An 18,910-nucleotide genomic window follows, 5' to 3' on the forward strand; every position below is an offset into this window, starting at 1 on the left:
ACCGCGGATAGTCTGCACCGCTTGCAAGGCACGGGGGGCAGAGGATATGCCCGGTAACCGAGGGCAGCACCGATCGCGGCGCGCCGGGGAGCATGTGATGACCGAGGCCGAACCAACGCCGAGCGCTGAATCTGCCCTTTCCCCCTCTCCGCCGCAAGCTTCGCCCCCGGCCCCGGCCCCTGCTTCGGCACCGTCGGGTTCGGGCCGAGGCGGACGGATCGTGCTCGCCCTCGCTGCAGTGGTCGCGCTCTCCGCCGGGGGTATTGCGGTCTGGCGCGGCCAGCGCGATGCCGAGATTATCACCCGGCCTCCTGCGCCGACCGAAAGCCAGGCGCCATCGGTCGACGATGTGATCACCCGGCTCGAAGCCCGGCTCAAGGCCAAGCCCGACGATGCCGAGGGCTGGCAGATGCTCGGCTGGTCCTATTTCCAGACCCAGCGCTTTGCCGAGGCGGCGACCGCGCTCAAGCAGGCGGTCAAGCTCGATCCCGGCAATGCCCAGACGTTTTCGTTCCTGGGTGAAGCGCTGGTGCTGGCGAGCAAGACCGAAGGCAAGATCCCCGCTGACGCGCAGGCTGCGTTCAACAAGGCGTTGAAGCTTGATCCCAAGGATGCGCGCGCGCGCTATTTCCGCGCGGTGGCGATGGATCTGGCCGGCCAGCACCGCAAGGCGATCGACGCGTGGTTTGCCCTGCTCAAGGAAACGCCTGCCGATGCGCCCTATGCGGAGGACATCCGTGCGGTGATCAAGAACGTCGGCGATCGCTACAAGATCCCGTACGAGGAGCGTCTTGCCGCCGCGCAGTTCGCCGCGCCCGCAGGCGGCATGGCAACAAATGGGGCGCAAGTCGCCTCGGGCGCCATCCCGGGGCCCTCGTCTGCGGAGATAAAGGCAGCCTCCGGCCTGCCCAAGGGCCAGCAGGAAGCCATGATCCGCGGCATGGTCGATGGGCTGGAGGCCAAGCTCAAGCAGAACCCGGGCAATGCCGACGGCTGGATCATGCTCATGCGCAGCCGCATGCAACTTGGCGAACCGGGCAAGGCGGCCAAGGCGCTTGAGGGCGGGCTCGCCGCCTTCCGCAACGATCTTTCCGCAACGCGCAAGCTGCGCGAAGCGGCCAGCGCGATCGGCGTTCCCGGCGCTGCCGCCCCCAATTAAGCGGCTGCTGCTTTAAAAAAGCTTGCCGGCGCGATCAGGGCAGGCGGCGGAATGGGTCGACCGCGCTTGCCTTTAGGTATTGAAACACATTGATTTTCAGCTTTGCGCCAGAACGGAGTCGATTGCACCCCATCAGGTCGGCCCCGCTGGCCGTGCTTACGATAAATTAACCTTTCATGTTCATTGGTCATATGGTTAATGGCGGTGAACACCCCGGAAGCGGGGCAAGCTGCCACTGGGGAATGGCAACAAGGGGCTGATCCATGCGCGTGCTGCTGATCGAGGACGAGCCGACCACGGCCAAGGCAATCGAGCTTATGCTCACGACCGAAGGCTTCAATGTCTATGCAACCGATCTCGGGGAAGAAGGCCTCGATCTCGGCAAGCTCTATGACTACGATATCATTCTGCTGGATCTCAATCTGCCCGACATGCACGGGTACGACGTGCTCAAGAAGCTGCGCGTTGCCAAAGTGCAGACCCCGGTGCTGATCCTTTCCGGCATTGCCGAGATGGACTCCAAGGTTCGCAGCTTCGGCTTCGGCGCCGACGACTACGTGACCAAGCCCTTCCACCGCGAAGAGCTGATCGCCCGCATCCACGCCGTGGTGCGCCGTTCGAAGGGCCATTCGCAGTCGGTCATCCGCACCGGCAAGCTTTCGGTCAACCTCGATGCCAAGACGGTCGAGGTCGACAGCGCCCGCGTTCACCTGACGGGCAAGGAATACGCGATGCTCGAGCTGCTTTCGCTGCGCAAGGGCACCACGCTGACCAAGGAAATGTTCCTCAACCACCTTTATGGCGGGATGGACGAGCCGGAACTCAAGATCATCGACGTTTTCATCTGCAAGCTGCGCAAGAAGCTTGCCCATGCCTGTGACGGTGAAAACTACATCGAAACCGTCTGGGGCCGCGGCTACGTTCTGCGCGATCCGGACGACAAGCTGGATGTCGAAGCGGCCTGATCTGGCCTGACCCCCCGAACGACTACCTCCCGCAGCGGCCCGTCAGTAATGGCGGGCCGCTCGCGTTATGGGCTCAGCCGATGCGGCGGAACGTGTTGGTCTCCAGCTTGGGCATTGCGCTGCCGGCCCAGATAATCGTCTCGGTCATCGAACGGCGATCGCGCGAGACCGTGTAGACCCGCGTGGAAACGGGCGCGCCGTCCTTGCCCAGGGTCATCACCAGTGTGCCGGGGGCGGGCTGGCGGAGCGAGCCGCTGTCGATGAAGGGCATGTTGCCGGTGATCGGCACGGGCGCTGCATCGAGCGCTGCGGTCGATGCAGCATGAAACGCCGCGCCGTCGGCGTTCACGATCTCCACCTGTGTGGTCCAGCGCGCATCGGGCGCAACGCTGAAGCTGATGGTGACGCTGCGAGGCCGCTCCTCCGCCGGCACACGGGCGACATCGAGCGCCCAGCGGCCAACAAGCGGCGAGGCGCGGGACACTGCAGCCGCCGCCGGTGCCGCCTGCGGGCGGGCAGCGCGGAAGGGCGCGTCCGCCGCCATGATCAGAGATCCTGCGGCGATAATGGGCATGGCGATAAGCATGGCAATCGTTCCTCCGGTTCGGGTGAGCCCACGGCTTGCGGGCTGTCCCGGTGCTGCCCCGGAGGATGGCGGCGATGCCAGATCAGGAATTTTGTCCCAGATTTTCTGTTCGTCGAGCAGCCGGGCCAGTTCGCGGCTGCTGCCCACGCCGGTCTTGCGGCGCGCATCGCGCAGCCGCTCGTTGATCGAGGCTTCCGAGCGGGCGAGGCGGGCGGCGATTGACTTGACTGTATGTCCCGCCGCCAGCAGGCGCAGGATTTCGATCTCCCTCTCGGTAAGCTTGCCTGCGAGCGCGCTTTGCCGATCAGGTGGCCGATCAGGGGCCCCATCGGGGTGCGCTGCGGGGAGACATTCCATGGCCGACATGGGCCTTGCTCACCACAAGCCCCGACAGGCGTCCATCCCAATTTTCTTGGGGGGCCCCAAGGCCGCTAGATGAACAGGATATCGCCGGCCGTGAGGTTCGGATGGAGATCAAGGCCAAGCTGCGCAATCGCCACCGGGGCCTTGCCGCCCACACCGTCCGCATCGAAGAACAGAATGCCGCTCTTGGTGTTGTAGATCAGGCGATCATCCGCATCGCGCGCTGCGGTTGCCGAAGCCGAGCGCACGAACGCGGCCGGGTCGAGCCCGTTCTCGCCCAGCAGCGGCACGTCCTTGAACACCCCGCTCGAGAGGACGATCTTGTCTCGGCCCCTTACGAAATCGGTGATCACGTCAGCGTTGGCGGCGGTTGTAGGGCGTGCATCGAAAAGGAAGATGTCGTTGCCCGCCCCGCCGGTGAGCAAGTCATTGCCGGTGCCGCCCGCGAGCACGTCGCCGCGCGCGCCGCCAACCAGCGTGTCATCCCCGCCGCCTCCGAGCAGGATCGAGGCGGCCCGGCCGGCAGTGAACACGTCGTCGAAATCGCTGCCGGTAAGGTTCTCGATGCCCACCAGCCGATCGCCGTTTGTCTGTGCGGTGGTCTGCCTGAGGTCGATCGTCTGGGCGCCGGATGCACTGACATAGGAGACGGTGTCGCTGCCGGTGCCTCCGTTAAGCAGGTTTGCGCCGGTTCCGCCGTCGAGAATGTCGTCACCCGCTCCGCCGAACAGCGAATCGTTGCCGGCGCCGCCCAGCAGCGTGTCGTTGCCGCCATTTCCGAACATTCGGTCCGCGCCGCCCAGCGCGAAGGCCACATCGTCGCCCTGGCTGAGGTCGAACCGGTCGTTGCCCGCGAATATCTTCGAAAGCACAACTGCATCATCGGCGCTGCTGGCCGATGCGACGGCCTTGGCGATATCGATCGTGCTGACCGAAAGACCGGTGATCAGCACGCTCAGCGACTGCCCATCCAGCCCGTCTGCCAGCGACCCTTCGGTCAGCGCGATGCCGGTGACGGTGCCCGAAACAGGCACGCCGTTGATAAAGGAGAAGTTGCGGCCGCCGAACGCTGCAAGCTGGGTTGTGCCGGCTGTGAACTGGTAGGCCGCGACATCCTGGAACACATTGCCCAGCAGCGCGAAGTTCACGTTGTCGAGAAAGTCGAAGTCTTCCGCTGAGGTGCCAAGGGCGCTCAGATCGAGCATGGCCGTCATATCAAATGCTTGAAAAGCAGATACTTTTGCCATGCAATCGTCCCTTCCCCGCAGGCCCTGGCTGCGTGGCCGCCTAGCAGCCGAGCGCGCGAGCGGGCAAACGCTGTCGCAACCAGTTTGGCTTCTTTCACCTTTGGCGAGGCAGGTCGCCAACCGCCTGCGTTGCAGTGCGCGTGCATCGCGGTTACCTCGCCAGCCGCGTCCCCATGCGATCGATCCTGCTCTCCACCCTGCGCGCTGCCGCTGCCGCCCTGATGCCGGCTGCTGTATTAGGCGCAGGCCTGTCCGGGCCGCTTCAAGCGCAGGAGCAGGCCGATACCGGCGACGCGGCCATTCTCGTCACCGCGCCCGGTGCGGGCGTTGACAGTGACGACGCGTTGACGCTTTCTCGGCGCGATCTGGCGCGCGGCGGGCGGCCCGATCTGATCGGCGCGCTTTCGCGGCAGGTCGCGGGGGTGACTCTGCAGGACGTGCAGGGCAATCTCTGGCAGCCCGCACTCATCTACCGCGGGCAGACCGCCTCGGGCGCGCTGGGGCAGGCGCAGGGCCTCGCCGCCTATCTCGACGGGGCGCGTTTCAATCTGCCGTTCGGCGATACCATCGCGCTTGACCTGCTACCCGATGCCGCGCTGCGCGGTGTGGAGCTGGCGGATTCGAGCCCCATTTATGGCCTCAATGCACTCGGCGGCACGCTCGTCCTCGAAACCGCAACGGGGCGCAGCGATCCGGGCCTCAGCGCCGCCGCCTCGCTCGGCGCTTATGGCGCGCGCGAGTTGAGCGTGGCGGCAGGAGGCGCTGCCGGACGGTGGAGCGCATTCGCCGCGGTACAGCTGCGCGGCGAGGACGGCTGGCGCGATTTCAGCCCGTCGCGGCTCGCCAGCGGCTTCGGTGACGTGGGGTTCGATGGCGCGAAGGCCGGGCTGCATGGCAAGCTGATCCTCGCAAGCACCGGCCTCAGCGGCAACGGCGCCGCGCCGGAGGAACTGCTGCGCGTTCGGCGGAGTGCGGTTTTCACGCATCCCGACCGTACCGAAAACCGCTACGCCCGCGTGAGCCTGCATCCCTGGGCCGCTCTGGCGCCCACGACGCGGCTCCAGGCTGCGCTTTATGCGCAGTGGCAGCAAGCCCGCGCGCTGAACGGCGATGCCGCCGAAATCGCGCCGTGCGAGGATCAGCCGGGACTGCTGTGCCTTGAAAGCGACGCGGCGCAGGAAGCCGAAGTCCTGACCGACCCCCTCGGCCGCACGCTGCGAGCGCTGCCCGGCGATCCGACCTATGCCGTATTCAACCGCGGCGCGCTGCGCTCGCGTGCGCTGGGCCTGCTCGCGCAGATCACCGACCGGCGGCCGCTGCCGGGTGGCAGCAACGTGCTCACCATTGGCACCAGCCTCGATTATGGACGCAGCGACTTTGCCGCCACCACCGTGCTCGGCACCCTCGACGAGACGCGCGGTGTGCGGGCGGCAGGGCCGGTGATCGTGCAGGCCGATGCGGCGATCACGCCGGTTTCGGTTGTCGCGCGCAATCTCTATGCGGGGTTCTTCCTGGCCGAGACCCTACCGCTCGGGCCCAACCTGCGACTCGAGGCGGGGCTGCGCTACAACTATGCCGCGATCGGGCTGGATGACCGGATCGGCACCGCGCTCAACGGTCGGCACAACTTCACCCGGCTCAATCCCGGGATCGAGCTCGACTGGCAAGCGGCCCCCGGGCTGTCGCTGCGCGCCGGCTATGCCGAGACCAATCGCACGCCGACCCCGGCGGAACTGTCGTGCGCCGATCCGGAGGCGCCGTGCAGCCTTGCCAACTTCTTTGTGGCCGATCCGCCGCTGCGGCAGGTCGTCGCGCGAAGCTGGGAACTGGGTGCATCGGGTGAAGTGCGGCAAGGCGGCTGGCGCGCCAGCTGGCTGCTTTCCGTCTATCGTGCGGACAGCCGCGACGAGATTCGCCGCGTCGCCTCGGGCGTGCGGGGGCGGGCCTATTTCCAGAACCTGGGCGATGCACGGCGGCAGGGGATCGAACTCTCGCTCAACGCCGAACGAGGCGGGCTTCGCGTGGCCGCGACGTATGCCTTCAGCGACGCGACGAACCGCACGGCGGTGCGGATCGCCAGCCCGGCCAATCCGGCGGCTGGAGAAGACGGTGCGATCCTCGTCCAGCCGGGCGACCGGCTCCCCGGCGTGCCGCGCCATTCCGCCAATCTCAATCTGGATTATGCCGGAAAAGCGGGGCCATGGCGGCGCTTCAGCCTGGGCGGGACGGTCTCGGTGCGCTCGGGCCAGGTTCTTCTGGGCGACGAATCGAACCGCGCGCCGCTGGTACCAGGCTATGTGCTGGTGGACCTGCGCGCCGGGATCGAACTGGTGCGTGAAATCACCCTGTTCAGCGAAGTGCGCAATCTGTTCGATCGCCGCCATACCACGTTCGGCACGTTCGGCGAGATCGGCGACGTCCCGCTGGCCGAGGCGCCGGGGGCGTCGTCCCCCCGCTTTCTGGGGCCCGGCGCGCCGCGCCGCTGGACCATCGGAGTGCGGCGCAGGTTCTGAGCGCGCCATTGACCTCGTGGAGTCTCGCTGCCAGAGGCCCGCACCATGACCGCGCACAAGCCGGGCGATCCGCTCACCATCAACCGCCTCTATGGCCGCGCCAAGGGCAAGCCGCTGCGCGCGGGCCAGCAGGCGCTGATCGACAGCCTCCTGCCACAGATCGCTGTGCCCGCCGAAGGACCGGTTACCGCGCTGGCGCTGTTCGGGCGCGATTGTCCGCTCCATTTCGAGATCGGCTTTGGCGGCGGCGAGCATATGGCGGGGCGCGCCGACATGTTGCCCGATCACGGCTTCATCGGCGCCGAGCCCTTTCTGAACGGCGTGGCGCAGGCGCTGGTGCATGTGGACGGCGGGCGCGGGTCTGATGGCAGCGCCACCGGCATGCCGATCCGCAACGTGCGCATCCACCACGGCGATGCACTGGAAGTCCTCGCGCGTGTGCCAGATGGCGCGCTCTCGTTCGTCTACCTGCTCCACCCCGATCCCTGGCCCAAGGCACGCCACGCCAAGCGGCGGATGATGAACGACGGGCCGGTCGAGCTCATCGCGCGCAAGCTCAAGGCCGGGGGCGAATTCCGCTTCGGCACCGATCACCCGGTCTATCTGCGCCACGCGCTCATGGTGATGCGCCGCCACACCGCCCGCTTCGACTGGCTGGCGCAGAGCCCCGCCGATTTCCAGAAACGCCCGGGCGGCTGGCCCGAAACCCGCTACGAGGCCAAGGCCCGCGCGCAGGGGCACGAGGTCTGGTACTTCCGTTATCGGCGCACCGCCGCGCCCGCCTGAACCGGGTGGGGGAGGTGACTACCTGCCGGAACCTTGACGCGGCCCGCATCCCTTTCGCGCATTAACCAGTTAACCGCTTCATAACCAAGTTTGCGTAGCTTTCGGACAGGCCAGGCGGCGACAGGATCGCCGGGCGGAAAGCGGAGCGAGGGGGCCATGGGCCAGACCGAGACAGCGCAGACCATTCTCTCCGAATTGCGGGAGTTCGCCGGATTTTCGCCGTGCGAGCAGCGCTATATCCGGCGCAGCCTCGATGTCGGACTCGGCCGCCACGATGCCTTCCGCCGGTGGGCGCGCGGCCCTGCCGAAGCCGCCTCGATCCGCACGCAATACGTGATCTATCAGGACCTCAAGCTGCTGCGCGGCCTGCTGAAAGGTGAAACCGAGAGCAGCGAGCACGTCCGCCTTGACGACCTCGAGAGCGTGATGGGCCCGCTGCTGCGCGTCACGACGTTCGATCTCGCTCAAGGGCGGCTCGAAAGCTTCTCGGCCTACCGCTTTCTCTACGAACGACTGCTCGGCGCCGAGGCGCGGCCATGGCTGCCGGGCGCGTTCTGCGGAGCAGCAGCGCTGCCGCATATCCGGCCAGACCGGCGCAAGGCGCTGCTCCAGTCGATCAGCGAAGCGGCTGCAACCGCGCCCGGCTGGTCGCCGCGACCGCCGAGGTTCTTCCCGGAATTCGTCGAGCTCGAAGACGCGGCCTGAGGTCTACTTCGCGCGGTCGGGCTTTGCCCGCCAGGTGCCCTTGCGATGCGGGGTCTTGGCCGGCTTGCCGGCCTCCCCGCGCGCCGGGTGGCGATAAGGCTTGGGCGCATGGACCGGCCGCGCGTTGTCGCGGCGGCGACCCTTGGCTTCGTCGCGCGGCTTGCCATCGACCACCGTGATCTCGAACTCGTCGGCATCCTCGGCCGTGCGGCGCACCGCATCATGGAAGCGCCCGGCGATCGCGGTCGGAACTTCGAACAGCGTTTCATCCCCGGTGATGCGGATCGCGCCGATCTCGGTGCGGCTGACATGGCCGCGGCGGCAAAGCAGCGGCAGGATCCAGCGCGGATCGGCATTCTGGGCGCGGCCGATGTTGACGCGGAACCAGGTGCTCTGCTCGAACCCGGCGCGCGGCTCGCGCTGCGCGGGCGGGCCGGCATCGTTGCCGCTCATCAGGTCCTCGGGTTCAGGCAGGCGCGAGCGGTGGACTTGCACCAGCGCTGCGGCGATATCCTCGGGGCTGCGTTCGGCAAGAAGACGGACGGCGAGCGCGCGGTCTTCCTCACTCGCTTCCACGGGCGCGAGCAGTGCGGCCATCATGCGCTCGTTATCGGCGGTGCGGATGTCGGCGGCGGAGGGGGCCTGCACCCACTGCGCCGGGATGCGCGCGCCGCGCAGCATGGCCTCGACCCGCTTGCGGCGCGGATAGGGCACGATCAGCACGGCGGTGCCCTTCTTGCCGGCGCGCCCGGTGCGGCCCGAGCGGTGCTGGAGCGTTTCGGCATCGCGCGGAAGCTCGACATGGACGACGAGGCTGAGCGTGGGCAGATCGATCCCGCGCGCGGCGACGTCGGTCGCGACGCAGACGCGGGCACGGCGGTCGCGCAGCGCCTGGAGCGCCTGGTTGCGCTCGTTCTGGCTGTGCTCGCCCGAAAGCGCGACGGCGGCAAAGCCGCGTTCGACGAGGCTGGCGTGGAGGCGGCGGACATTGTCGCGCGTGGCGCAGAACAGCATCGCGGTCTCCGCCTCGTGCAGGCGCAGCAGATTGACCACCGCGTTCTCGATATCGGCGGGAGCGACGGCCATCGCCTGGTAGTCGATATCACCGTGGCCGCGTTCTTCGGTGACGGTCGAGATGCGCAGCGCATCACGCTGGTAGCGGCGGGCGAGCGCAACGATCGGAGCGGGCATGGTTGCGGAGAAGAGCATCGTGCGGCGAGTGGCCGGAGTGCCATCGAGGATCGCCTCAAGGTCTTCGCGAAAGCCCATGTCGAGCATCTCGTCGGCCTCGTCGAGCACGGCGACGCGCAGCGAGCCAAGATCGAGCGCGCCGCGTTCGAGGTGATCGCGCAGGCGGCCGGGCGTTCCGACGACGATATGCGTGCCATAGCCGAGCGCACGCCGTTCGCGCGAGGCGTCCATGCCGCCGACGCAGGTGGCGATGCGCGCGCCGGTCTTTTCATAGAGCCACATGAGTTCGCGGCTCACCTGCAGCGCAAGTTCGCGCGTAGGCGCGATTACCAGCGCGAGCGGGGCTCCGGCGGGAGGCAGGCGGTCTTCCCCGCCGAGCAGTTCTGCAGCCATGGCAAGGCCAAAGGCTACAGTCTTGCCCGAGCCGGTCTGTGCCGAAACGACAAGATCGCGGCCCGCAGCGGTGCTTTCGAGCACGGCGGCCTGAACCGGGGTGGGAGCGGCATAGCCGCGTTCGGCCACGGCAGCGCCGAGAACGGGGGGGAGCTGGGAAAAAGGCATACGTCTCGCTTGGGGCAGGAAAGGCGCCCGGGCATGCGGCGGCGACCAGAGCGGCCAGACCCCCGCGCCGGGAGAAGCGGCCCCCTTAGAGCAATCGGAGCGGTTTGGCTTGCCTTCTTTGCAAAGGGGCGCGGACACTGAGGATGAACCGCAGAACCGCCCCTTGTCAGGCGGGGCGCAAGGGGACAAGCTTGGGGCATAAGAAGACACAAGGAGAGGACGATATGCCCCCGATAGCGCGTGGCCGGGTCAACCGGCTTGCCCTGGCGGCCATGGCGGTATGGGCCGTCGGCCATCTGCCGCTCGCAGCGGCCCAGCCTGCACCGGCGGCTTCGGGTGATCCGGCGCTTGCGGCCAAGCCGCCCAGCCCCGCCACGATCGTCGCGCAGAAGGCGGCCGCCGCCGCGCTGCCAGGTGAGGATGGGCGCGATGCGGAGTTTGCCGACCGCGGGTTCCTCGGCACCGCGGCTGATCCGCTGATCCACAAGGCTGACGGCAAGCCGGTGTGGAACCTTGCCGCCTATGACTGGATGGCCGGGGACCCCCCCGCGAGCGTCAATCCCTCGCTCTGGCGCGAGGTGGCACTGCTGCGCCGCCACGGCCTGTTCGCCGTGGCCGATGGAGTCTGGCAGGTGCGCGGCTTCGATGTTGCGAACATGACCGTGATTCGCGGTCAGACCGGCTGGATCCTCGTCGATCCGCTTACCAGCAGCGAGACGGCTGCTGCTGCCTTGGCGCTGGTCAACGCCAAACTCGGCACTCGGCCGGTTGCGGCGGTGATCTACAGCCACAGCCATGCCGACCACTTTGGCGGTGTGCGCGGCGTGGTGGCCGAGGCGGACGTGCTGGCGGGCAAGGTGCCGGTACTCGCGCCCGCACAGTTCATCGCCGAGGCCGCGAGCGAGAACATCATGGCTGGCGGCGCGATGGGGCGGCGCGCCAACTACCAGTTCGGCGGGGGTCTTGCGCCGGGCGCGCAAGGGCAGATGGGCAGCGGTATCGGGCTCGGAGTTTCGGGCGGGACGATCACGCTGATCGCCCCCACCGACACGATCAGCCGCACCGGCGAGACCCGCAGCGTCGACGGCGTTGCCATGGAGTTCCAGATCGTTTCAGGCAGCGAGGCGCCGAGCGAGCTCAATCTCTATCTGCCAGGGCAAAAGGTGCTGCTGTCTGCCGAGATGAGCACTTGTTCGCTCCACAATATCCTCACCCCGCGCGGCGCCAAGGTGCGCGATGCGCATGCCTGGGCGGGCTTCCTCGACGAGGCGCTGCGGCTCTATGGCGGGCGCAGCGAGTCGGTGATCTCGAGCCATTGCTGGCCGCGCTTCGGGCAGGCAGAAGTGAGCCGGATGCTGGCGAGCCAGCGCGACAACTACCGCCTGCTTCATGACCAGACCGTGCGGCTCATGAATCGGGGTGAGAATCCGGCGGAAATCGCCGAAGCGCTGGTGCAGCCGCCCGCGCTGGCGGCAGACTGGTTCAACCACGGCTACTACGGCACATACAGCCACAACGCGAAAGCGGTCTATCAGTTCTACCTCGGCTGGTATGATGCGGTGCCGGCCAACCTCAACCCCTGGCCGCCGGTGGAGCGGGCGAAGCGGCTGGTTGCAGCGATCGGCGGGACGGCCAAAGTGCTGGTGCAGGCGAAAGCCGCCATGAAAGCGGGGGACTACCGCTGGTCCTCCGAATTGCTGAACGCGGCGGTCTTTGCCGATCCTGCCAACAAGGTGGCCCGCGCGGCCTTGGCCGACAGCTACGAACAGCAGGGTTATCAAGCGGAGAGCGCGATCTGGCGCAACCAGTTCCTTGCCGCGGCGAACGAACTGCGTCACGGGCGCATCGCCTCGGCCGCATCGACGCAGAGCCAGGACCTGATCGCGGCAGTGCCGACGCAGCTCCTGCTCGATTCGGCCGCGACCCGGATCGATCCGGCAAAACTTGCCGGGCGGCACATGGCGATCAACCTCGTGATGCCCGAGCGCGGTGAGACGGCGGCGATTGAACTGACCGGCACGACCATGCTGGCGCGGATGAGCGCGGCGAGCGATGTTCAGGCGACGCTGACCGGCCCGCGCCGCCTGCTGCTGGGTCTGCTGTTTCTGAAACTGCCGCTGGCGCAGCTGGAAATGGCGGGGCTCAAGGTCGAGGGCGACCGCGCGGCAGTGGAGGCCTGGCTCGCAGCGCTCGATCCGATGCCGGGGGCGTTCAATATCGTGGAGCCGTGAGCGGGCGGGCGCCTCAGACGAGCCTGATCGGCCCGCGATACTGAGCGATCGTCTTGTCTGCCGTGAGCAGCGTGACGCCTTCCGCCATGGCCTGCGCCACGAGCAGGCGATCGAACGGATCCTTGTGGATCGGCGGAAGCGTGGCAGTGGTGATGGCGTGCGCGCTCGTCATCGCCATCTCGGTCATGGCATTGTCGAGGCAGCCGCGCCGGACAAGGTGCGGATCGACGTTGAAGTCCGGCCGATCGAGTGCGTACTTGATCGCGATTTCCCAGATGCTCACTGCGCTGAAGGCGATCTCGTTGTCGCGATCCTCGATCAGCTTGCGGGCTTTCTTGCTCAGCTTTTCCGGGGCACCTGCGGTCCAGATGAGCAAGCGGGTATCGAGCAGAAGCTTCATGCGAACTTGTCAGCGCGGTCGCCGAACATGGCCTCGATTTCGTCCTCGAACGGTGCCTTGATATCGTTCGGTGCATCGATCTGGCCTTGCAGCCATCCGAGCTTGCGCTTCTTCGGCGCTTCTTCCAGCGGGCCGAGCCGCGCAGCGGGCTTGCCGCCCTTGGCAATAATGATGTCCTCACCCGCTGCGGCGCGGGCCACGAGCTTTGAAAGCTGCGTCTTGGCTTCGTGCATGTTGACGGTCGGCATGGCGGACTCCGGACTTAGTCCGTTAAACTTAGTCCGTTATGCCATGGTCGGCAAGGGGAGCTCGGTAGCGTGTCGGATCCGAGGGAGACGGCAACGCAAGCTCGCTCAGGCGCTTACCATTTTTCCGTCCAGGGGCGCAGCACGACTTCGTTGGTCCAGGTCGAGCGGTGCTGGCGGTGGAGCTGAAGGTAGACTTCGGCGATGCGATCGGGATCGGCCATGTTGTCGTCCACGGTCTCGCCCGCCAGCCAATGGGCGCGGGTGCCGTTGTCCTGCAGGCGGCCAATGGCGCAATCGATGGGCACGTTGACGATGTGAATGCCCTGCGGCCCAAGCTCGCGCGCCATGCTTTCGGCCAGCCCGGCCTTGGCTTGGCAGGCCATCGCGAAAGCGGCACCCTTGGGAAATCCCTTGAGCGCGGCGCTGGCGTTGGTGATGATGTAAGTGCCCTTGCCGCCATTGGGCCCCGGCGCGTTTTCCAGCATCGCCTGCGCGGCCAGCTGGCCGACAAGGAAAGCACTGTAGGCGGCATTGTGGAGCGTGGCCCATACGGCATCGGGCGAGACGGTGTTGACCGGCTTCTGGAACACCTCCGCGATGCGGCCATCGATATTGTGGACCACCAGTACCGGGCGGCCGAGTTGCGCTTCCACATCGCGGAACAGGGTGGCGACATCGTCCGCGCTCGCGGCATTGCAGCCGAAGGTTCTGGTCCCGTGCGAGGCTTCTAACGCCTTGAGCTCGGGCTTGCTCGGATTGCGTGCGGCTAGGGCAACGGCAAAACCGCTTTCCGCAAAGAGCCGCGCGCAGCTGGCGGAAATGCCTGGCCCGGCGCCGACAATCAGGGCGACACCTTCCGTGCCGAGTGTGGAAGCTGTGGACATGATGCCGATCCCTGTTTGTGGCCGCTTACCCCTTGTACAGCGCGTCGATCCTTGCGCCGTAGCGTTCCTTGATCTTGTGGCGGCGGATCTTCATCGAGGGGGTCATTTCCTCGTTGTCGATGGTGAAGGCTTCGTCCGCGAAAGTGAACTGGCGGACCTTTTCGATCACCGAGAGGTCCTTGTTCACCCGGTCCACCGCCGTGCGGATGGCGGTGCGGAAGGCGGGGAGATCCTGCAGGGCGGCGAGGTCGAATTTCTCGCCCTGCGCGCGCGACCATTCCAGCGCCCATTCGCCATCGGGCACGATCAGGCCGACGATATAGGGCCGCTTGTCGCCCGAAACCATGGCCTGGCCGATTTCGGGCTGAAGCGTGAGCATGCCCTCGATGCGCTGGGGGGAGACATTGTCGCCCTTGTCGTTGACGATCATGTCCTTCTTGCGGTCGGTGATCTTGATGCGGCCCTTCGCATCGAAGTGCCCGATATCGCCGGTGTGGAGCCAGCCGGCCTGCGGTCCATCCTGCGGGATGGCGCGCAAGGTTTCGGCGGGGTTCTGCCAGTAGCCGTGCATGACGAGCTCGCCGCGCACGAGGATTTCGCCGTCGTCGGCGATCTTGACCTCGACACCGCGCAGCGGGGGGCCGACGGTGTCCATCGCGAGGCCGACGCGGGGCCGGTTGCAGCTGATCACGGGGCCGGCCTCGGTCTGGCCGTAACCCTGCAGCATGGTGAGGCCCATCGCATCAAAGAACAGGCCGACATCGGGATTGAGCGGCGCGCCGCCCGAGACAAGCGCCTTGAGCCGCCCGCCGAAGCGCTGGCGGATCTTGGGGCGCAAGGTGCGCTCGATGAAGAAATCCATCGGCGCATCGATGATCCGGAGCAGGATATTGGCGCTGCCGTCTGCCTTGCGCGCGCCGATCGCCAGTGCCCGGGCCATGAGGTAGTTCGGCAGCTTGCCCTGCTTTTCGACCTGTTTCATGATGCGGGCGCGCAGCACTTCGAACAGGCGTGGCACGACCACCATGAGGGTGGGGCGGGTTTCCTCGATGTTGCTGGCGAGCTTTTCGAGGCCTTCGGCATAATAGATCTGCGCGCCGAGGCCGATGGGCAGGAACTGGCCGCCGGAATGCTCGTAGGCATGGCTGAGGGGGAGGAAGGATAGGAACGCTTCGGTCTCGCGGCCGGTGGTGTCCCAGCTCAGATCCTCGGCCACGACATGTGCAGCGCCATCGACATTGCACAGGATCGCGCCGTGGTGCTGGCACACCCCGCGCGGGGCGCCGCCGGTGCCGCTGGTGTAGATGATGCAGGCGGTATCGCCGCGCCCGATCGCGGCGATACGCGCGCCGACCGAGAGGCGCGCCGAAGTGGCATCGCCCGAAGTGAGCGCGGACCATTCGTGAAAAGTGATGCGCTCAGACTGCATGCGGCGCAGCGGTTCGATGCCGATGATATGCCGCACCGGTGCCGCGCTGAGGCAGGCGGTGAGCAGCGGCTGCGCGAGCTTGGCATTGGAGACCACGACCGCGCGTGCGCCCGAGTTCTCGAGAACGTGAAGGTGGTCGCGTTCGGTGTTGGTGACATATGCGGGCACGGTGACGAGCCCGGCGGCCATGATCGCGAGATCGGCGATGCACCATTCGGGGCGGTTTTCCGAAACGAGAACGACCCGGTCGCCCGGATCAAGGCCGAGACCGCGCAGCGCTTCAGCCAGAAGGCAGACCTGGTCCGCCGCCTCGCGCCAGCTTTGCGAATGCCATGCGCCGCCTCGCTTGGCCCACAGGAACGGCCGGTCGCCGAAGAACTCGGCCCGATCGAGGAACATGGCCACGAGGTTTGGATAGGACGCGAAGTCGGAAAGCTGCACGGCGCGATGATCCCCTGGCCCGATGGGGTCCGCCTGCGAGCGGCCCCTTGTTTGGGGCCGGAAACTAGGGACGCCGTAGCGGAAGGGCAAGCGGGGCTGTGGATATGGTCCTAAGGGGAGGCGGCAGCGCCCTCACTGCGCGGATCGGCGGCGCCGACCCAGTGGCCACCGTTCTGGTTGCCGGCCGAATCGGGGCCGGAGACCCATTCGATGGCATTGGCCTTGAGGCGCATCGGCATCGCGACGACCTTGGTGTGGCCAAGTGCCTCCAACGCAGGGACCATGGCGGCGAGCGGCGTGCCCGCCTCGACCGCGAGCACGCCGGGGCCGGGCATGACGATCCCTTGCGTGATCGCCTCGCGCGCGGGGAGGTTCCAGTCGAGCGTACCGATGAGCACCCGGATCACCTGCGGCGGGATGGTGAACCCGCCCGCAGCGCCCGCGATCAGGCGCACATGGCCGTCTGGGCCATAGACCACGACCGGGCTCATCGAACTGCGCGGCCGCTTGCCGCCCTCGACACGGTTGGCAGTCGGCTTGCCATCACGGTCCGGCGCAATGTTGAAGTCGGTCAGCTCGTTGTTGAGATAGTAGCCGTGGACCACGAGGCCTGAGCCGAACGCGCTCTCGATTGTGGAGGTATAGCTCGCCGCATTGCCCCAGCGGTCGACCGCGACGAAATGCGTGGTGCCGTATTCGGGCACCGGACCAGCCATGGCGAAGCTGTCGGTGGCGCCGGCGGGCTTGCCGGCAGTAGCCGTGTTCATTGCCGCCTTGTCCGAGATCAGCGCGGAGCGGGCTGCGAGATAGGCGGGATCGGTGAGACCCTTCAGCGGCACTGCGACGAAATCAGGGTCAGCAAGGTACATGTCGCGATCGGCTGAGGCGAGCCGTTCGGCCTCGGCAATGAGGTGCCAGGCGGTGGGCGATGTGGGGCCGAGCGCTTTCAGGTCAAAGCGCTCGAGCATGCCCAGCGTCTGAAGCACGAGCACGCCGCCGCCGGAGGGCGGGCCGATGGTGCACACGCGCCAGACGCGGTAGCGCCCGCAGACCGGATCACGCGGAACGGCCTTGTAGGCGGCAACATCGGCGGTACTCATCGGTGCGGGATTGCGCGGAGCGGTGCCGACCTTCGCGGCAATGGCGCGGGCGTTCTCACCGTTGTAAAAGCTGTCGGCCCCGAGCACCGAGACCTTGCCGAGGAACTCGGCAAGCGCGGGATTGCGCACCATGGTGCCGACAGGGAGCGGCGCGCCGTCTGCCCCGAAGAACAGGGCGCGGCCCGCGGGATCGAGTGCGGCGATTTCGCTCGCCATGGCGAGGGTGCTGGCAAGGCGCGGGGTGATGGCAAACCCGTCACCCGCAAGGCGGATCGCCGGGCCGAACAGCACGCGCCAAGGCAGCTTGCCGTGGCGGGCGTGGGCCATGGCGGCAAGCCGCAGATTGCCTGGTACGCCAACACTGCGCCCACCGGGAACCGCGTCGCGGTGATCGAGCGGCTGGCCGTTCACGAAAAACCATTGCGGGGTGGCGGCAGCCGGCGCCATCTCGCGCCCGTCGAAGCTTTCGACCTTGCCGCCTGCATCGCCGGTAACGAGGAAGCCCCCGCCGCCGATGCCGGAGCTTTGCGGCTCAACCACGGTGAGCGCGAGCATGGTAGCGATCGCGGCGTCGGTGGCCGAGCCGCCAAGGCGCAGCATTTCCGCCCCCGCCGCCGCAGCGCGCGGGTCGGCGGCGGAAACCACGCCGCTATTGGCTGACGCGCCGGCAGCGGCAGGCGCCAGCGCAGCCACGGGACGCGCGGCATTGGGCAGCGGCGCGCAGGCCTGGGCGAAGACAAGAAGCGCGGCAGGCGCGAGCGAGCGGAGGAAGCGGGAAGCCATGAGCATGAGCGTTATGCGCTGCCGACCGCCTCGGCAATGCTGCTCATGCCTTCGGCGCTGACACGTTTCGCAAGACCCTCGACAATCCGGCGCACGAGGCCCGGTCCTTCATAGACCAGCGCGCTGTAGAGCTGGATCAGGCTGGCTCCGGCGCGGATGCGCTCCCAGGCGTCGTCCGCGCTGGCAATGCCGCCCACGCCGATCAGCGGAATCGCGCCGCCTGTGGCAGCGCGGAAATCGCGCAGCACCTTGAGCGCGAGGGCGCGCAGCGGCTCCCCCGAAAGGCCGCCCGCCTCGCTCGCCAGTTCCGAACGCAGCGGCGGGCGGGTGATCGTGGTGTTGGTAACGATCAGCGCATCGAGCCGCTTGTCGAGCGCGATTCGGCAGATCGCGTCGATATCTGTCGAAGTGAGATCGGGCGCGAGCTTGAGGAACAGGCGGGCAGGATGCGGCCCCCGCGCCTCGATCACCGCGTCGAGCAGATCGGCGAGGGCGGCGGGATCCTGCAGCGCGCGCAGGCCCGGCGTATTGGGCGAACTGATGTTGACCGTGAGGTAGCTGGCGAGCGGGGCCATGATTCGCGTCATCGCCGCATAGTCGGCGATTCGATCGGGAGAATCCTTGTTCGCGCCGATGTTGGCGCCGACCACGCCGGGCCTGCCGCCGCGTGCGGCCAGACGGGCGGCCACCACGTCGGCCCCGGCATTGTTGAAGCCCATGCGGTTGATGACGGCCTTGTCCTCCACCAGACGGAACAGGCGCGGCTTGGCATTGCCCTCCTGCGGGCGGGGCGTGACGGTGCCAGCCTCGACAAAGCCGAAGCCAAGGCCGAGCAGCGCATCGGGCACTTCGCCGTTCTTGTCGAACCCGGCGGCGATGCCGACGGGATTGGGAAAGACCAGGCCGGCGACTCGCTGGCACAGCAGCGGCTGCGGTGCGGCATTGGTGCTGCGCGGTGCGCGGGCCAGTGCGGCAATCGTCAGGCGGTGGGCAGACTCGGCGGGAATGCGAAACAGCAGGGGGCGGCAAATCGAGTAGAGCATGCTTTCGCGTTTCCCTAAGCGCCCCGTGCAAGGGCAGCGGTTCTATTGCCGCCGGCGACCCGGGCGCCAAGCGGCAATTGCAATCAGATTGTCGGTTAACCCACAGTTAAGCATCGAATTCCTCGGCCTGTTGCACCCCTGCCACCGATTTTGTCGAATCCGTACAATTCTTCGCGATGACGGTGACCTAACAGACCCTTGCGACCCGAAGGGCTCGTTGCAGAAATGCAATCGAGTTCTCGACTTTATGGCGGCTCGTGCCCTGGCACGGCCGC

Annotated in this window: 16 protein-coding genes; 6 read left to right on the forward strand and 10 right to left on the reverse strand. The window is 67.2% G+C overall.

All coding sequences use genetic code 11. The features are described from left to right. Nucleotides 1-220 precede the first annotated feature (220 nt). Nucleotides 221-1,159, forward strand: coding sequence for a tetratricopeptide repeat protein (locus tag WCL10_RS01915; protein ID WP_336893913.1), 939 nt, complete (start codon nucleotides 221-223; stop codon nucleotides 1,157-1,159). Here WCL10_RS01915 and WCL10_RS01920 read toward each other — a convergent pair. Then, the gene (locus WCL10_RS01920) at nucleotides 1,156-1,371 is read right to left on the reverse strand and encodes a hypothetical protein (RefSeq protein WP_336893914.1); all 216 of its coding nucleotides are present in this window, start codon (nucleotides 1,369-1,371) and stop codon (nucleotides 1,156-1,158) included. The two genes, WCL10_RS01915 and WCL10_RS01920, sit on opposite strands and share 4 nt — an antisense overlap. Nucleotides 1,372-1,422: 51 nt before the next feature. Here WCL10_RS01920 and WCL10_RS01925 point away from each other — a divergent pair, with 51 nt between their 5' ends. Further along, on the forward strand, nucleotides 1,423-2,124 hold the full coding sequence (locus tag WCL10_RS01925) for a response regulator transcription factor (RefSeq protein ID WP_054121404.1): 702 nt from the start codon (nucleotides 1,423-1,425) through the stop codon (nucleotides 2,122-2,124). A gap of 73 nt (nucleotides 2,125-2,197) precedes the next feature. Here WCL10_RS01925 and WCL10_RS01930 read toward each other — a convergent pair whose 3' ends face one another. Together WCL10_RS01930 and WCL10_RS01935 are read right to left on the reverse strand one after the other, a co-directional pair. Next, nucleotides 2,198-3,076 (reverse strand): helix-turn-helix transcriptional regulator, encoded by an 879-nt coding sequence (locus WCL10_RS01930; RefSeq protein ID WP_336893915.1) that lies wholly within the window; start codon nucleotides 3,074-3,076, stop codon nucleotides 2,198-2,200. 65 nt (nucleotides 3,077-3,141) lie between these two features. Then, nucleotides 3,142-4,287, reverse strand: coding sequence for a calcium-binding protein (locus WCL10_RS01935; RefSeq protein ID WP_336893916.1), 1,146 nt, complete (start codon nucleotides 4,285-4,287; stop codon nucleotides 3,142-3,144). A 173-nt stretch (nucleotides 4,288-4,460) separates the two neighbouring features. Here WCL10_RS01935 and WCL10_RS01940 point away from each other — a divergent pair, with 173 nt between their 5' ends. From WCL10_RS01940 to WCL10_RS01950, 3 genes are all read left to right on the forward strand, one after another. After that, on the forward strand, nucleotides 4,461-6,833 hold the full coding sequence (locus WCL10_RS01940; RefSeq protein ID WP_336893917.1) for a TonB-dependent receptor: 2,373 nt from the start codon (nucleotides 4,461-4,463) through the stop codon (nucleotides 6,831-6,833). Between the two features lie 45 nt (nucleotides 6,834-6,878). Beyond that, nucleotides 6,879-7,619 (forward strand): tRNA (guanine(46)-N(7))-methyltransferase TrmB, encoded by a 741-nt coding sequence (locus WCL10_RS01945; RefSeq protein WP_336893918.1) that lies wholly within the window; start codon nucleotides 6,879-6,881, stop codon nucleotides 7,617-7,619. Nucleotides 7,620-7,775: 156 nt separating this feature from the next. After that, a complete protein-coding gene (locus WCL10_RS01950) occupies nucleotides 7,776-8,324 on the forward strand; it encodes a hypothetical protein (RefSeq protein WP_336893919.1) in 549 nt (182 codons plus the stop codon). Between the two features lie 3 nt (nucleotides 8,325-8,327). Here WCL10_RS01950 and WCL10_RS01955 read toward each other — a convergent pair whose 3' ends face one another. Further along, nucleotides 8,328-10,076, reverse strand: a complete 1,749-nt coding sequence (locus WCL10_RS01955) for a DEAD/DEAH box helicase (protein WP_336893920.1) — start codon at nucleotides 10,074-10,076, stop codon at nucleotides 8,328-8,330. Between the two features lie 224 nt (nucleotides 10,077-10,300). On the opposite strand from WCL10_RS01955, the gene WCL10_RS01960 reads away from it, so the two are divergent. After that, on the forward strand, nucleotides 10,301-12,307 hold the full coding sequence (locus WCL10_RS01960) for an alkyl sulfatase dimerization domain-containing protein (RefSeq protein ID WP_336893921.1): 2,007 nt from the start codon (nucleotides 10,301-10,303) through the stop codon (nucleotides 12,305-12,307). Between the two features lie 13 nt (nucleotides 12,308-12,320). Here the strand turns inward: WCL10_RS01960 and WCL10_RS01965 are convergent, their stop codons facing one another. From WCL10_RS01965 to WCL10_RS01990, 6 genes are all read right to left on the reverse strand, one after another. Further along, entirely contained in the window at nucleotides 12,321-12,707 is a 387-nt protein-coding gene (locus WCL10_RS01965; protein WP_336893922.1) for a type II toxin-antitoxin system VapC family toxin, read from the reverse strand. Next, entirely contained in the window at nucleotides 12,704-12,955 is a 252-nt protein-coding gene (locus tag WCL10_RS01970) for a type II toxin-antitoxin system prevent-host-death family antitoxin (RefSeq protein WP_336893923.1), read from the reverse strand. Before WCL10_RS01970 ends, WCL10_RS01965 begins: the two co-directional genes overlap by 4 nt. A 113-nt stretch (nucleotides 12,956-13,068) precedes the next feature. After that, entirely contained in the window at nucleotides 13,069-13,839 is a 771-nt protein-coding gene (locus tag WCL10_RS01975) for an SDR family oxidoreductase (protein WP_336893924.1), read from the reverse strand. A gap of 25 nt (nucleotides 13,840-13,864) precedes the next feature. Then, a complete protein-coding gene (locus WCL10_RS01980; protein WP_336893925.1) occupies nucleotides 13,865-15,709 on the reverse strand; it encodes a long-chain fatty acid--CoA ligase in 1,845 nt (614 codons plus the stop codon). A gap of 110 nt (nucleotides 15,710-15,819) precedes the next feature. Further along, complete coding sequence (locus tag WCL10_RS01985) at nucleotides 15,820-17,592, reverse strand: gamma-glutamyltransferase family protein (protein WP_336893926.1); 1,773 nt, start codon at nucleotides 17,590-17,592, stop codon at nucleotides 15,820-15,822. An 11-nt stretch (nucleotides 17,593-17,603) separates the two neighbouring features. After that, on the reverse strand, nucleotides 17,604-18,635 hold the full coding sequence (locus WCL10_RS01990; RefSeq protein ID WP_336893927.1) for a quinone-dependent dihydroorotate dehydrogenase: 1,032 nt from the start codon (nucleotides 18,633-18,635) through the stop codon (nucleotides 17,604-17,606). Nucleotides 18,636-18,910 lie beyond the last annotated feature (275 nt).

It is taken from the genome of Novosphingobium sp., from assembly GCF_037133355.1.
In the GTDB taxonomy this organism is placed as follows: domain Bacteria; phylum Pseudomonadota; class Alphaproteobacteria; order Sphingomonadales; family Sphingomonadaceae; genus Novosphingobium.